Genomic DNA, 16,250 nt, shown 5'->3' on the forward strand with positions numbered 1-16,250 from the left:
ACCTGTTCCCATGCCGAACACAGAAGTTAAGCTCTTTAGCGCCGATGGTAGTTGGGCTTACGTTCCGCGAGAGTAGGACGTTGCCGGGCAAATATTTATAAATGGATGCGATGAGCCGCACTCGAGACCTGTTAGGTCTCTTTTTTTTGCTTGAAAATTGTGAGAGGAGATATAACATGAAAAAATATTTTGATGTGATGTTTAAAGTGAATAAAAATAATCTTGCAACTAAAAAAGCATTTATGCAAGCTATTATTGTTTTTATCATTTTAGCTGGAAGCGTATTACTTGGAAGATTCGATTTAGGACTAACTGCGTTATTGGGATCATTTAGTAATATCTACATTATTAATGGAGCATATCCTTCACGAATTAGAAAAGTTATAACTGTGTCTATAGTATTAAGTATTTGTATCATGTTAGGAACGATTACAATCACCATTCCATTTTTATATGCATTAGTTTTAGGACTCATAGGGATGGTAGGTCATTTTGTTTTAAAAGCTTTTCAAATACCTGGACCTTCTTCTTTATTCTTTGTACTTACATATAGTGTAGCTTCTATTATGCCAATTATGCCTGAGGATTTCCTGAATAGAGGATTACTTGTTTTATGTGGTGGTATTGTTAGTACAATTGTTGTAATAGTTGATGCAATGTTTAATCATAAAAAGCCGGAAGCTGAAAGTGTATCAAATATTTATAAGAATTTAGCAATTTTAACTGAAAATTTTAGTGGGGAAAAATTTGATGATGCACGTAGTAATACTTTAAATGCGATACATCATGCAACAAATACTTTGACTACAGCTAATGCTTTTTGGAATAAAACGCATGGTTATAATAGAATGTTGCAGTTAAAAGGACGTGCTGAAGCTATATGGTCTGCTTGTTTAGAATTATCTTCACAAGGTTATGAAGTGTTACCAAAAGAAATAAGTGAAGCACTGAATTATATTCAGCTTAGAATTGCAGAAAATGAATCGACTCATTATGTACCGATTGAATATGATGGAGAGAGCTCTTACATAAAGTCATTAGCAGAATTAATTAATGATACAGTCATGATACTTAACGATAAGAATTTACAATTTGATAAACAAATTATTTATAGAAAACCGATGTACTCCAGAATTATTAAAGAAAATTTATCAAGAGATTCTTTAGTTTTAATGTCTTCTATGCAATATGGAATTATATTATTTACTTCAGTTATCATTGCATTTGGTATGGGGTTTGAAAGAGCTTATTGGATACCAATATCTTGTTGTTCTGTATTATTAGGTTCATCATCACTATCTACAATACAAAGAGCACTGCAAAGAACAGTAGGTACAATTACTGGTATGTTAGTCGCAATTTTAATTTTAGCATTTGAGCCTAATACATGGACGATTGTCATATTAATGGCGATTTTGATGGGAACAGCTGAGTTATTAATCGCATTTAATTATACAATTGCAGTCACATTTATCACGCCTAATGTTCTTTTAATGTCAGCAGCAATCACACAACATTTCGATACATATTTAGTGATGCCAAGAATTGTTGATGTAGTAATAGGTTCAGTAATAGGTTTAATTGGTGTACTGATAGTAGGAAGAAATCAAGCGTCTAAAAAATTACCTAAGACAATTAATAATACGTTAAAACTACAATCAAGTTTATTACATGCAATATTTTCTTCTAATAAGTATCATCATAATATAGCAAAATCAAAAATTATTACAGATTTACACACTGAGATCATGAATACGAAAGCAATGTACCAAGCTGCATTGAATGAAATGGATAACAAAGTTAAAAAGGTTGAATATGTTTATCCGATTATATTTACAGTTGAACAATTAGCATTTACGTTAGAAAGAGCTTATGCACAAGGTAAGATTACGACGCTATCAGACCATGACTTAGGACTTTATTTAACGACATACGAGAATATTTGTAAAAAAGTGGTCTTTAATGCAGACTATGAAAAAATTGATTTACCAGAATTAAAAGAATATACAAGCATTAGAAATGAATTAATGAAATTACAAAGTTTAAGTCATACCAAATAAAAAAAGACTTCATCACGAAGTCTTTTTTTATTTGGTTAAACATTCTATTAAACTATTAATATGTGCTTCAGCATCTTCAATATTAATACCACCAAATCCAAGAACAAAGTGGGGTTTCTCGTCAGTTTGTTTAAAGCGATAATGAGAGAGGGGTTTAATATCGATATTGCATGCTTCAATTATTCTTATACATTCTTCTAAAGATAGACCATTATGAACATTTAATATAAAATGCATTCCCGTTAATTCCCCTGAAATCGAAAAGGTTTCAGGATATTTTTTGAGTTGTTCGAGTATAATATCTCTTTTAGTTCGATAAATTTTTCTCATGCGATTCAAATGTCTTTCGAAATGTCCTTCATTCATAAACCTAGCTAACATATATTGTGTATGTCTTGGTACGGTACCACCTTCTATGTTTGTTTTTTTATGGTATAAAGCAATTAAATTTTTCGGAAGTACAGCATATGCTACACGCAACGAAGGTGAAATAGATTTAGAGAAAGTACTGACATAGATGACGCTATCTGAATGATCTAAACTTTGTAGTGCTGGTATCGGTCTTCCACTATATCTAAACTCTGAATCATAGTCATCTTCAATAATAAAACGATTGTCTTGTTCTGAAGCCCATTTAATGAGTTGTGTTCGTCGTTTTAAGTCCATAATGACACCAGTTGGAAATTGATGACTAGGTGTAATATACACAACATCACTATCCGTCTTGATAATTTGTTCTATGTCAATCCCGTTTTGCGTAACTGGAATAAAGTCAAATGGGATATGTTTTCTTTTTAATAAATCTCTCACTTGTTTATATAGAGGGTCTTCTATCATATATTTAGACTCTGAAATGATATCCGTAATAATGGATAATAGCTGCTCTGTTGACGACCCAACGACAATTTGATCTGGAGAACAATTTACGCCACGACTATGAAAGACATAATAGCTGATTTCTTTTCTTAAATTAAAATCACCTTGCTTATGGCCACTATCTAATAAATCTATTTGTTGTTCATCAAATGCTTCTTTAGCGTATTTTCTAAAAAGATCATTCGGGAAATGTGTTTTGTCTATTGCACCTAGTTTAAAGCTATATTGATACTTTTGTTCTTCTATGTAGTGAGCTTCAGGAATCTTAGATTTATAGGTTACCGGTAGATTAACGATGTCATTAATATAAAAGCCAGAACGATTTTTACTATATATATAACCTTCATCGCAAAGTAGCTGATAAGCGTGTTCTATCGTTGTTTGACTAACCGATAAATAATGACTTAATTGCCTTTTTGAAGGTAATTTCTCGTTATATCTCATAACGTCGTTAATAATATTTTTTTTTATATTTTCATATAGTTGTATGTATATAGGCGTATTAATCTTTCTATTGATGTCGAACATGAGCATTTCCATTTTATTCACCTCGAAAACTGACCACTAATTATTTGATAAATCTGACTCTTTTACCAGTTCAGAATTTAGTATAACCTACTAGTAAGCGATTTAAAAGGAGGAAGTTTTTCGATGTCAAAAATTACTGGTTCAGATAAAGTTAAAAGAGGTATGGCAGAAATGCAAAAAGGCGGCGTAATCATGGATGTGGTTAATGCCGAACAAGCTAAATTAGCTGAAGAAGCAGGTGCTGTTGCTGTAATGGCGTTAGAACGCGTACCATCTGATATTAGAGCAGCAGGTGGGGTAGCAAGAATGGCTGACCCACGTATTGTTGAAGAAGTTATGAATGCTGTATCTATTCCTGTAATGGCTAAAGGTAGAATTGGTCATATCACAGAAGCACGTGTATTGGAATCAATGGGCGTAGATTATATTGATGAGTCAGAAGTGTTAACACCAGCTGATGAAGAATATCATTTGAAAAAAGATGAATTTACAGTGCCATTTGTTTGTGGTTGCCGTAATTTAGGTGAGGCTGCACGTAGAATTGGCGAAGGTGCTGCAATGTTACGTACGAAAGGTGAACCAGGAACTGGTAATATAGTTGAAGCAGTTCGTCATATGAGACAAGTAAACGCAGAAGTGCGTAAATTAGTTGTGATGAGTGACGACGAAATTATGACTGAAGCTAAAAATATTGGTGCACCATATGAAATATTGAAAGAAATTAAAGATTTAGGTCGTTTACCAGTTGTAAACTTTGCAGCAGGTGGGGTTGCAACGCCAGCTGATGCTGCATTAATGATGGAATTAGGCGCTGATGGTGTATTCGTTGGATCTGGTATCTTTAAATCTGAAGCACCAGAAAAATTTGCTAAAGCAATTGTTCAAGCAACTACACATTATCAAGATTATAAATTAATTGCTGAATTGTCTAAAGAATTAGGACCAGCTATGAAAGGTTTAGACATCAATCAATTATCATTAGAAGAACGTATGCAAGAGCGTGGATGGTAATATGAAGATAGGTGTCCTAGGTTTACAAGGTGCTGTAAGAGAACATATTAAGCATATTGAAAAAGCTGGCCATGAAGGTATTACAATTAAGCATGTAGAGCAATTAGATGAAATTGATGGTTTAGTCTTACCTGGTGGAGAATCAACGACTATGCGTCGTTTAATGGATTTATACGGCTTTACTGAAGCACTTAGAAATAGTTCATTACCTATATATGGAACTTGTGCTGGGTTGATACTTTTAGCAAAAGAAGTAGTAGGTCAAGAAAGTCATTTAAATAAATTGAATGTTGTTGTTGAGAGAAATTCATTTGGTAGACAAGTAGATAGCTTTGAACAAGATTTAAATGTTAAAGGTATTGAAGAAGCGGTTAATGCAGTATTTATACGTGCACCTCATATACAATCAGCTCATGAAGGTGTTGAGGTATTATCTAAGGTTGAAGATAGAATTGTAGCTGTAAGACAAAATCAATACTTAGGTATTTCATTCCATCCGGAACTTACTGAAGACTACAAAATTATGGCGTATTTCATTGAAGAAATCGTAAAACAATATCAAACAGAACAAGTATAACAAACAAAAAAGCAGTCTACAGAACGATTATTGTTCTGTAGACTGCTTCTATTTATTATAAGAAAAATCCTGCGATTGTAGCTGATAAGAATGATACTAATGTTGCACCGTATAATAATTTAATACCGAAGCGTGCGACATTATCCCCTTGTTTATCATTTAATGATTTAACAGCACCCGCGATGATACCAATAGAACCAAAGTTTGCGAATGAAACTAAGAATACTGAAATGATACCATTTGCTCTTTCTGAAATATCTGCATCTGGTAAGATACCCATCGCAACAAATTCATTTGAAAGAACTTTAGTAGCCATAATACTACCTGATTGTACTGCATCTGCCCAAGGAACCCCTGTTAAGAAGGCAAATGGTGCAAATACAAAACCGATTAATGTTTGGAAGTCCCATGATACTGAACCGCCAGAAACGAAACTTAGAATGTTAGACGTAACACCATTTAATAGTCCGATTAATGCAACATAACCGATTAACATTGCTGCTACGATAACGGCAACTTTGAAACCATCTAAAATATATTCACCTAACATTTCGAAGAATGATTGTTTTTCTTCCGATTCTTGAATCATGATGTCGTCTTCTTTTGGATCTACTGTATATGGATTAATAATGGATGCCATAATAAATCCACCAAATAAGTTTAATACGATAGCTGTTACAACGTATCTCGGTTCAACCATCGTAAAATATGCACCAACGATTGATGCAGATATAGTAGACATAGCTGAAGCTGTTAATGTATACATACGATGTTTAGGAATTAATGGAAGTTGTTTTTTGATAGAAATAAACACTTCTGATTGACCTAAAATTGCAGATGCGACCGCATTATATGATTCTAATTTCCCCATACCATTAACTTTAGAAATGACTAAACCTAAATATTTAATGATAAGAGGTAAGATTTTAAGATATTGTAAAATACCGATAAGTGCTGATACAAACACAATTGGCATTAATACGTTAAGGAAATAAACTGAAACAGGCTTATCTGTCTTAGGATCGATATTTGCAATACCCGCAAATACGAAGTTTATCCCTTCCATAGCTTTTGCTATGATGTAGCCAAAACCACTTGAAATACCACCTATGATAGTTAATCCACCTGTTGTTTTTAATAATAAGAAAGCAAATATAAACTGGATTACGATCATTAACCCTATATACTGCCATCTAACACGCATTTTATCAGAGCTTACTAACCATGCTAGAAATAGGAATAATAAGATACCGATAATCCCGATAATATAATGCATAATTGACACACCTTTCCCTTCGTTTATACTCAATCATAACCTACCTTATATGATAACTTATTTCTTTTGAAAGCGGTATAAAATTTTAAAAATTTTTAAAGAAACAAATTAATTGAAATAATAAACAACAGAACATATAATATAGTCAAAGAAGGTCAAAAGAGGTGATGAATTAATGCACAACATGTCGGATATCATTGAGCAATACTTAAAGCAATTGCTAGAGGAGGCTCAAGGAGATGTCGTTGAAATTAAACGTGCACATATTGCTGAAAAGTTTGATTGTGTACCTTCCCAATTAAACTATGTTATAAAAACAAGATTTACAAATGAGCACGGATACGCTATTGAAAGTAAAAGAGGCGGCGGCGGTTACATTCGTATTTCAAAAGTTGAAACGAATAGTCAATCAGCATTCATTAGACATCTAATTGAATTGACAGGTGATCAAATCTCACAAGCAAATGCATTTAGAATTGTGGATGGTTTGTATGAAAATGACTTAATTACAGATAGAGAGAAAAAAATGATTGTTCAAACGCTTCATAGAGATACATTGCAAATAGAAATACCATATAGAGATATTATTCGAGCAAATATATTGAAACGTATACTTGCCGTCATACATTATAGTTAAAAAGGAGTGACAGTATGCTTTGTGAAATTTGTGGTAAAGAAGAAGCAACAATTCAATTAACATCAACAGGTAAGAAACATAAAACTGAACAATGGATATGTAAAAACTGTGCTTCAGAACATTTTTATTTCCAAGATGATCAAATGAGTGATCAAAATCTGGACCAAGAATTTGTTGTGAACCAATTTCTACAATATTTAGTAGGTAAACATGGTATTAACTTTAAACAAGTTCAACCACAAGAAGAAAAGCACTGTCCTACTTGTGGCATGACTTTAACAGATATTGCTAAAGTTGGTAAGTTTGGTTGTCATGACTGCTATGAAACTTTTAAAGATGATGTACCGCAAATTATTAGAAGAGTTCAAGCGGGCAGTGGGGAGCATACAGGTAAAATACCTGTATCTTCAAGAAGTAAAATACAACTCAAACAACAAATTGCTGAGAAAGAAAAAATACTACAAGGCTTAATTGAAGAGCAAGCCTTTGAAGATGCAGCAGTTGTAAGAGATGAAATTAAAGCATTGAAAGCAGAAGGTGAGGTCGAGTAAATGGAAGAGCATATGAATGAACATATTAGCGATTGGATGAAAGAAACAGAAGACACGCCAATTGTCATGAGTTCTAGAATAAGACTTGCACGTAACCTTCAAGACGAAGTTCATCCGCTCAAATATGAAGAAGATGACGAAACAGGCAACAAAGTAATAGAAAAAGTGAGTAAAGCATTATCAGAATTGAAATTGACGAAGTTATCAGATTTAAGTGAACTAGATCAGAATAAACTCGTGTTCAAACATCTCATTAGCCCAGCACTGACGAAACAGAAATTTGGTGCAGTATTATTAAATGATGATGAATCAACAAGTGTTATGATCAACGAAGAAGATCACGTTAGAATACAAGTTATGGGCCACAATCTCGTGCTAAACGAGTTGTATGAAACGGCATCTAAATTAGATGATGAGCTTGATAAACATCTAACAATTTCATATGATGAACAACACGGATTTTTAACGACTTGTCCAACAAACATTGGAACAGGATTAAGAGCGAGTGTTATGTTGCACTTACCAGGATTAAGCATTATGAAACGTATGAAGAGAATTGGACAAGCTATTAATAGATTCGGATATACTATTCGAGGTATTTATGGTGAAGGTACAGGCGCACTTGGTCATGTATATCAAATATCCAATCAATTAACACTTGGTAAGACTGAAGAAGAAATAATCGAAGATTTAACGCAAATTGTTGAACAAATCATTAGTGAAGAAGAACAAATCAGACAAAGACTTGATCGTTTTAATCATATGGAAACAAAAGACAGAGTTCATCGTGCGAAAGGTATATTGAAATCTGCACAATTGATATCTGTTGAAGAAGCTTCATTAAGATTAAGTGAAATGAAACTGGGTATAGATTTAGGGCATATCGAGAGTAATAACTTTAATTTTGATAATTTAATGGTTACAATACAAACACCATTCTTTGAAGGTAATGACTCGGAACAATCTGTAGATGAACAAAGAGCAACCTTTTTAAGAGAACATATATAAAATAGGAGGTTAGTTTATGCTATTTGGTAGATTAACAGAACGTGCGCAACGCGTATTAGCGCATGCACAAGAAGAAGCAATGAGATTGAATCATTCAAATATAGGTACGGAACATTTATTATTAGGTTTAATGAAAGAACCTGAAGGCATAGCAGCTAAAGTGCTAGATGCGTTCGGTATTACTGAAGAAAAAGTAACAAAAGAAGTTGAAAATTTAATTGGCCAAGGTCAAGAACAAGTTGGTGCGATTCATTACACACCAAGAGCTAAAAAAGTGATTGAACTTTCAATGGATGAAGCGAGAAAGTTAAACCATACATTTGTTGGAACAGAACATCTATTATTAGGATTAATTCGTGAGAACGAAGGTGTGGCAGCACGTGTATTTGCCAATTTAGATTTGAATATCACTAAAGCAAGAGCACAAGTCGTTAAATCATTAGGCAGTCCAGAGCAAGGTTCAAAAAATGCTCAAACGACTAAAAATCAAGCAACACCAACTTTAGATGGATTAGCAAGAGACTTAACAGTCATTGCGCAAGATGGTACGTTAGATCCAGTAGTTGGTCGTTCAGATGAAATTACGCGTGTCATTGAAGTGTTAAGTAGAAGAACTAAAAACAATCCAGTATTAATCGGTGAACCAGGTGTTGGTAAAACGGCTATCGTTGAAGGATTAGCACAAGCAATCGTACAAAACGAAGTACCAGAAACATTAAAAGGTAAACGCGTTATGTCATTAGACATGGGTACTGTTGTAGCAGGTACTAAATATCGTGGTGAATTTGAAGAAAGACTTAAAAAAGTAATGGAAGAAATTCATCAAGCAGGCAATATCGTGTTATTCATCGATGAGTTACACACACTTATTGGTGCGGGTGGAGCAGAAGGTGCTATCGATGCATCAAACATCTTGAAACCAGCATTGGCTCGTGGTGAACTACAATGTATCGGTGCAACTACATTAGATGAATACCGTAAATATATTGAAAAAGATGCAGCATTAGAACGTCGTTTCCAACCTGTAACAGTTGATGAACCAAATACTGAAGATTCAATTTCAATTTTAAAAGGTTTGAGAGATCGTTACGAAGCGCATCACCGTATTAATATTTCAGATGAAGCGATTGAAGCGGCAGTTAATATGAGTGACCGTTACATTTCAGATAGATTCTTACCTGATAAAGCAATCGACTTAATCGATGAAGCAAGTTCTAAAGTAAGACTTAGAAACTATACAACACCTCCAAGTCTTAAAGAACTTGAATCAGAATTAGAAACAGTTAAGAAAGAAAAAGATGCTGCCGTACATTCTCAAGAGTTTGAAAATGCAGCTAATTTAAGAGATAAACAAACTAAACTTGAAAAACAATTAGAAGATACTAAAAACGAATGGAAAAAAGCTCAAGGTGAGAAAAACACATGTGTAACTGCTGAAGATATCGCAGTCGTTGTCGCAAATTGGACAGGTATTCCAATTACGAAATTAAACGAAACTGAGTCAGAACGATTACTAAACTTAGAAACTATCTTACATGAACGTGTAATCGGTCAAAACGATGCAGTTAAATCTATTTCTAAAGCGGTAAGACGTGCTCGTGCTGGTCTTAAAGATCCTAAGAGACCAATTGGTAGCTTTATATTCTTAGGACCAACAGGTGTTGGTAAAACTGAACTTGCACGTACATTAGCTGATGCGATGTTCGGTGAAGAAGATGCAATGATAAGAGTGGACATGAGTGAGTTTATGGAGAAACACTCTGTCAGTCGTTTAGTAGGTTCTCCTCCAGGTTATGTAGGTCATGATGATGGTGGACAATTAACTGAAAATGTAAGACGTAAACCATATTCAGTTATCCTATTTGACGAAATTGAAAAAGCACATCCAGATGTATTTAATATCTTGTTACAAGTGTTAGATGATGGTCACTTAACAGATTCTAAAGGTCGTAAAGTAGACTTTAGAAACACTGTTATTATCATGACATCAAACGTTGGTGCACAAGAATTACAAAATGCTAAATTTGTTGGATTCGGTGCTAAAGAAAGTGGACCGGATTATGAAACTATCAGAAAAACAATGATGGATGAATTAAAACAACAATTTAGACCAGAATTCTTAAACCGTGTAGATGATATTATCGTCTTCCACAAACTTGAAAAAACACATCTTAAAGAAATTGTGAATAAAATGGCTGGTAACTTAACGAAACGATTATCAGAACAAGGTATTCACATTACGCTCTCAGATTCAGCACAAGAAAAAATTGCTGATGAAGGATTCGATCCAGAATATGGTGCAAGACCATTAACACGTGCTATTCAAAAACATGTCGAAGATAATTTAAGTGAATTAATCTTATCTGGACAAGATTTAGTAGGTAAAGATGTCATTGTAGATTATAGAGATGATGAATTTAAATTTGATTTATCAGATCATAAAGAAGATAAAGAAGCAGAAGAAACTTCAAAAGCTTAAAAATCAACAATGTTAATTTAATATTATAATAAGTCCGCAAGCTATTTATCATAATAGTTTGCGGGCTTTTATATTGATTTTAAAGTATATTAATTTGTTTTTAATGTCAGTCAAGTTTAAAATATAACTATTCAATTAATACGGAGGTAACATGAATGGCCAAAAAGAAAGTAATATTTGAGTGTTTAGCCTGCGGATATCAATCTCCAAAATGGATGGGGAAATGCCCTAATTGTGGTGCATGGAACCAAATGGAAGAATCAATAGAACATAAAGAAACTAAAGGTCCTAAAAATACATTCAAGTCAGATGTACCCGCACAAAAAATAGAAAAATTAAAAGACGTTAAAGAAGAAGATACACCTAGAATTAAGACTAAAATCAATGAATTTAATCGCGTATTAGGTGGCGGTGTTGTAGAAGGTTCGCTTGTACTTATTGGTGGTGACCCTGGTATTGGTAAATCCACATTATTATTACAAATTTGTGCGGCTTTATCTCAACAAAAAAATGTCTTATATGTTTCAGGTGAAGAATCTGTAAGACAAACGAAATTAAGAGCTGAAAGATTAGTTGAAGATTCAGGAGAATTAAATGTTTATGCTGAAACGAATTTAGAGATTATACATAGTATGGTTCAAAAAGAAAAACCAGATGTATTAGTTATAGATTCCATTCAAACTGTCTTCCACCCTGAAGTTACTTCTGCTCCAGGTTCTGTTTCTCAAGTTAGAGAATGTACACAAAATTTAATGCATATCGCAAAACAAATGAATATTGCTACATTTATTGTTGGACATGTAACGAAGGATGGACAAATTGCTGGTCCACGTTTGTTAGAACATATGGTAGATACAGTATTATATTTTGAAGGCGATACACATCATGCATACAGAATATTAAGAGCAGTTAAAAACCGTTTTGGTTCGACAAATGAAATGGGTATTTTTGAAATGAAGCAAACAGGTCTTAACGAAGTTAAAAATCCGTCTGAAATGTTCTTAGAAGAAAGAACGAAACATGTATCGGGTTCGACTATTGTGGCAACTATGGAAGGTACGAGACCTATTTTAGTTGAAGTGCAAGCTTTAGTAACGCCAACAACTTTTCATAATCCACGAAGAATGGCAACAGGTATTGATCACAATAGATTAAGCTTATTGATGGCTGTATTAGAGAAGAAAGAGAATTTCTTATTACAACAACAAGACGCATATATCAAAATTGCCGGTGGTGTAAAATTAAGTGAACCCGCTGTAGATTTAAGCATTGTTATCGCGATAGCTTCAAGTTTCCAAGATAAACCTACTAAAGGTGATGATTGTTTCGTGGGTGAGGTTGGCTTAACAGGTGAAGTAAGAAGGGTTGCTAGAATTGATCAACGTGTACAAGAAGCGGCTAAATTAGGATTTAAACGTATTATCATACCTAAAAATAATATTAAAGGTTTAGAATTCCCAGATGGTACAGAAGTTATTGGCGTATCAACAACAAGAGAAGCATTGAAAATTGCTTTTAATGCATAATTAACCGTTAGGAGGTTAACGTATGAAAATTTTAAAAGGACTAATCATACTGTGTTATTTAGTCATAGGTTCCTCACTAGGCATTATGGTGATTCCAGAACTGATTAATGCGTTTAGTATCCAACCCGAACAAGTACTCACAAATCCATATATCGATGGTCTTATAGGTGCGGTTGTTATTTTCCTATTGTTTGGGTTTTTGATTGATAAAATTGTAGACATGGCTGATCAAGGAGAAAAATACTTATTAAAAAGGAGTATTCTTGAAATATTCTTCGCTACTATTGGTGTCATGATAGGCTTAATGATCGCGGTTATGGTTTCGTTTATATTAGAAATGATCGGTGCACCAGTTCTGAAACATATTTTACCTATTATTATTGCTGCTTTTTTATGTTATTTAGGCTTTCAGATTGGTTTGCAAAAACGAGAAGAAATATTACGATTATTTCCAGAAAGTATATCAAATTCTTTAACGAGACAAACAACTTCGAAATACGCCAAAATTTTAGATACAAGTGCTATTATTGACGGGAGAATATTAGACGTCGTGAAGTGTCATTTTATAGATGGAGAAATCCTTGTACCTCAAGGTGTTATTGAAGAGTTACAAGTCATTGCGGATGCTAAAGACAGTGTTAAACGTGATAAAGGACAACGTGGGTTAGATATATTAAATGAATTGAAGAAAACAGATTTCTCGATTTCAATCATTGAACCAACGTCTGCACATAAAGATGTAGATGCGCTTTTAATCAAATTGGCTAAACGATATCAAGCAAGTATCATTACAACAGATTATAATTTGAATAAAGTATGTGCTGTACAAGGCATAAAAGTTCTAAATGTAAATGATTTATCTGAAGCGATTAAACCAGTACTACACCAAGGGGATATTTTCGATTTATTAATTACGAAAATAGGTAAAGAAGATGATCAAGGTGTTGGTTATCTTGATGATGGTACAATGGTTGTCATTGAAAAAGGACGAGAATATATAGGAAAGACAATTCCTGTTGAAGTGATGAGTTTGCTACAAACTTCATCTGGTAGAATTATATTTGCGAAGAAGGTGTCATAAATTGGGGTTTACGACAATCATTCCTGCAGCTGGACAAGGTAAAAGGATGGGAACTGAAATTAACAAATTATTTCTAGAAATTAATGGTGAAACAATTATTCGTCAAACTGTTGCTGTGTTTCAAGAAATAGATTCATGTGAACAGATTTTTATTGCTGCGCATCCAGACGAAGTTGAATTAATGGAAGAACATTTAAAAGATTTTAGTAAAGTTGCTGGTATCATTCCAGGTGGTCAAGAAAGACAACATAGCATTAATGAAGTCTTGAAAGTATTGATTGATACTGAAGTTGTGATGGTTCATGATGGTGCGAGACCATTTATTACACAAGAAAAAATCGACCAATTATATCAAGATGCCTTAACAAAAGATGCTGTGATTTTAGCAGTTCAAGCTAAGGATACAATAAAGCAAGTTATAAATGGTGTTGTTGAACACACTTACGATCGCTCAACGATGTGGCAAGTTCAAACACCTCAAGCGTTTAAAAGAGACATTATCTTAAAAGCTTATGAACAAGCAGAAGCACAAAATTACTTAGGTACGGATGATGCTTCGTTAGTAGAGAGAGCAGGGTATAAAGTACACATATCAAATGGTGATTACGACAATATCAAAATTACAACCCACGAAGATTTAATAATTGCACATTCTATACTAGAGAAGCGAGGTATTTGCGATGTTTAGAATAGGTTACGGTTATGATGTGCATGAATTTGATCCGACAAGACCATTGATCATTGGTGGTCTTGAGATTGAACATACACATGGTTTAAAAGGTCACAGTGATGCAGATGTGTTGCTCCATGCAATTACGGATGCTATTCTAGGTGCTGCAAGTCTAGGAGATATAGGGAAACTATTCCCAGATACAGACCCAGCTTTTAAAGATGAAGATTCAAAATTATTGCTTAAAGAAGCTTATGAACAAGTTTTGAAAAAAGGATATAAACTTGGGAATGTAGATGCTACAATTGTAGCGGAACAACCTAAATTCAGACCTTATATAGATCAAATGAGAAGTGTAATTGCTTCAGTATTAGAAGTGTCTATTGAAGATATAAACGTAAAAGCAACAACGAATGAAAAATTAGGATTTCTAGGAAGAGAAGAAGGCATACAAGCACAAGCTGTGGTATTATTAACAAGTAAAGAATAAAACAGGAGTGAGACGATGAGTAACAAAGTAAGAGTAAGATACGCGCCAAGTCCGACTGGTTACTTACACATCGGTAACGCAAGAACCGCATTATTTAACTATTTATTTGCGAAACATTATAATGGGGACTTTGTTATACGTATTGAAGATACAGATATAGCCAGAAATTTAGAAGACGGAGAAGCATCACAATTCTCTAACCTTGAATGGTTAGGCTTAGATTGGGATGAGTCTGTTAATAAAGACGGAGGATACGGTCCATATCGTCAATCTGAACGTGGCGACATTTATAAGCCATTAATTGAAAAATTATTAGCTGAAGATAAAGCTTATAAATGTTATATGACTTCAGAAGAATTAGAAGCAGAACGCGAAGAGCAAATTGCAAGAGGTGAAATGCCTCGTTATGGTGGTAAACACGCACACTTAACAAAAGAAGAACAAGAAGCATTTGAAGCAGAAGGTAGACAACCAAGTATTCGCTTTAGAGTGCCACAAAATAAAGAATATAAATTCGATGATATCGTTAAAGGTGAAGTATCATTTGATTCAAATGGTATCGGTGACTGGGTAATCGTTAAAAAAGATGGCATCCCAACTTATAACTTTGCAGTTGCGATTGATGATTACTACATGGAAATTTCACACGTTATTCGTGGTGATGATCATATTTCAAACACACCTAAGCAACTTATGATTTATGAAGCATTTGGGTTTGAGCCTCCACAGTTTGCGCATATGACATTAATCGTTAATGAAGAGCGTAAAAAATTAAGTAAACGTGATGGTCAAATTCTGCAGTTTATAGAACAATATAAAGATTTAGGTTATTTACCTGAAGCAATCTTTAACTTTATTGGTTTATTAGGCTGGTCCCCTGAAGGCGAAGAAGAAATCTTCTCTAAAGAAGAATTTATTAAAATCTTCGATGAAAAACGTCTTTCTAAATCACCAGCATTCTTTGATAAGAAAAAATTAGAATGGATTAATAACCAATATATGAAAGAAAAAGATTCTGAAACAGTCTTTGAAATGACAATTCCACATATGGTTAAAGCAGGTCTATTACCTGAAAGTCCATCTGAAGCTGAATTATCTTGGGCAAGAGACTTAGTAGGTTTATATCAACAACAAATGAGTTACGCAGGAGAAATTGTTCCTTTATCTGAGTTATTCTTCAGAGAACATCTTGATTTCAGTGATGAAGCACAAGAAGTCTTAGATGGCGAACAAGTTCCAACTGTTATGGCTGAACTTGTTAAACAACTTGAAACTTTAGAGCCGTTTGAACCAGCAGAAATTAAAAAATCAATTAAAGCTGTACAAAAAGAAACAGGCATCAAAGGTAAACAATTGTTTATGCCTATCCGTGTTGCTGTTTCAGGTCAAACTCATGGCCCTGAATTACCGAATACAATTGCGTTGTTAGGTCGAGATAAAGTACTTAACAGATTAAAACGTTTTGTTTGATTTTTTTAGA

14 protein-coding genes and 1 rRNA gene are annotated in these 16,250 nt (G+C 33.8%); 13 read left to right on the forward strand and 2 right to left on the reverse strand.

The window, feature by feature from the left end; genetic code table 11:
* A 5S ribosomal RNA gene (gene rrf, locus LQ694_RS06475) occupies positions 1 to 89 on the forward strand; the annotation flags it as partial.
* Between the two features lie 87 nt (positions 90 to 176).
* A complete protein-coding gene (locus LQ694_RS06480; RefSeq protein ID WP_218696974.1) occupies positions 177 to 2,060 on the forward strand; it encodes an FUSC family protein in 1,884 nt (627 codons plus the stop codon).
* A 27-nt stretch (positions 2,061 to 2,087) separates the two neighbouring features.
* On the opposite strand, the gene pdxR is transcribed toward LQ694_RS06480, so the two are convergent.
* On the reverse strand, positions 2,088 to 3,476 hold the full coding sequence (gene pdxR / locus LQ694_RS06485; protein ID WP_204253658.1) for a MocR-like pyridoxine biosynthesis transcription factor PdxR: 1,389 nt from the start codon (positions 3,474 to 3,476) through the stop codon (positions 2,088 to 2,090).
* Positions 3,477 to 3,587: 111 nt separating this feature from the next.
* On the opposite strand from pdxR, the gene pdxS reads away from it, so the two are divergent.
* Both pdxS and pdxT read left to right on the forward strand, forming a co-directional pair.
* Positions 3,588 to 4,475 (forward strand): pyridoxal 5'-phosphate synthase lyase subunit PdxS, encoded by an 888-nt coding sequence (pdxS, locus tag LQ694_RS06490; RefSeq protein WP_058590885.1) that lies wholly within the window; start codon positions 3,588 to 3,590, stop codon positions 4,473 to 4,475.
* 1 nt (position 4,476) lies between these two features.
* On the forward strand, positions 4,477 to 5,052 hold the full coding sequence (gene pdxT / locus LQ694_RS06495) for a pyridoxal 5'-phosphate synthase glutaminase subunit PdxT (RefSeq protein WP_058610897.1): 576 nt from the start codon (positions 4,477 to 4,479) through the stop codon (positions 5,050 to 5,052).
* 55 nt (positions 5,053 to 5,107) lie between these two features.
* Here pdxT and LQ694_RS06500 read toward each other — a convergent pair whose 3' ends face one another.
* Positions 5,108 to 6,328 carry a NupC/NupG family nucleoside CNT transporter gene (locus tag LQ694_RS06500; RefSeq protein ID WP_025904840.1) on the reverse strand — a complete coding sequence of 407 codons (1,221 nt, stop codon included), beginning with the start codon at positions 6,326 to 6,328 and terminating at the stop codon, positions 5,108 to 5,110.
* 175 nt (positions 6,329 to 6,503) lie between these two features.
* On the opposite strand from LQ694_RS06500, the gene LQ694_RS06505 reads away from it, so the two are divergent.
* From LQ694_RS06505 to gltX, 9 genes are all read left to right on the forward strand, one after another.
* Complete coding sequence (locus LQ694_RS06505; protein ID WP_025904841.1) at positions 6,504 to 6,965, forward strand: CtsR family transcriptional regulator; 462 nt, start codon at positions 6,504 to 6,506, stop codon at positions 6,963 to 6,965.
* Positions 6,966 to 6,979: 14 nt separating this feature from the next.
* The gene (locus tag LQ694_RS06510; RefSeq protein WP_049319438.1) at positions 6,980 to 7,516 is read left to right on the forward strand and encodes a UvrB/UvrC motif-containing protein; all 537 of its coding nucleotides are present in this window, start codon (positions 6,980 to 6,982) and stop codon (positions 7,514 to 7,516) included.
* The gene (locus LQ694_RS06515; protein WP_049319439.1) at positions 7,517 to 8,524 is read left to right on the forward strand and encodes a protein arginine kinase; all 1,008 of its coding nucleotides are present in this window, start codon (positions 7,517 to 7,519) and stop codon (positions 8,522 to 8,524) included.
* Positions 8,525 to 8,540: 16 nt separating this feature from the next.
* Entirely contained in the window at positions 8,541 to 11,003 is a 2,463-nt protein-coding gene (locus tag LQ694_RS06520; protein ID WP_058590882.1) for an ATP-dependent Clp protease ATP-binding subunit, read from the forward strand.
* Positions 11,004 to 11,158: 155 nt separating this feature from the next.
* Entirely contained in the window at positions 11,159 to 12,529 is a 1,371-nt protein-coding gene (gene radA / locus LQ694_RS06525) for a DNA repair protein RadA (RefSeq protein WP_049319440.1), read from the forward strand.
* Between the two features lie 22 nt (positions 12,530 to 12,551).
* Positions 12,552 to 13,610 carry a PIN/TRAM domain-containing protein gene (locus LQ694_RS06530; protein WP_239771927.1) on the forward strand — a complete coding sequence of 353 codons (1,059 nt, stop codon included), beginning with the start codon at positions 12,552 to 12,554 and terminating at the stop codon, positions 13,608 to 13,610.
* 1 nt (position 13,611) lies between these two features.
* A complete protein-coding gene (ispD, locus tag LQ694_RS06535) occupies positions 13,612 to 14,298 on the forward strand; it encodes a 2-C-methyl-D-erythritol 4-phosphate cytidylyltransferase (protein ID WP_048541338.1) in 687 nt (228 codons plus the stop codon).
* Positions 14,291 to 14,770 (forward strand): 2-C-methyl-D-erythritol 2,4-cyclodiphosphate synthase, encoded by a 480-nt coding sequence (ispF, locus tag LQ694_RS06540; RefSeq protein ID WP_049319442.1) that lies wholly within the window; start codon positions 14,291 to 14,293, stop codon positions 14,768 to 14,770. Before ispD ends, ispF begins: the two co-directional genes overlap by 8 nt.
* A gap of 15 nt (positions 14,771 to 14,785) precedes the next feature.
* On the forward strand, positions 14,786 to 16,240 hold the full coding sequence (gene gltX / locus LQ694_RS06545) for a glutamate--tRNA ligase (RefSeq protein ID WP_048541341.1): 1,455 nt from the start codon (positions 14,786 to 14,788) through the stop codon (positions 16,238 to 16,240).
* The last annotated feature ends 10 nt before the right edge of the window (positions 16,241 to 16,250 follow it).

This window comes from Mammaliicoccus sp. P-M58 (assembly GCF_022386165.1).
GTDB classification, from domain to species: domain Bacteria; phylum Bacillota; class Bacilli; order Staphylococcales; family Staphylococcaceae; genus Mammaliicoccus; species Mammaliicoccus sciuri.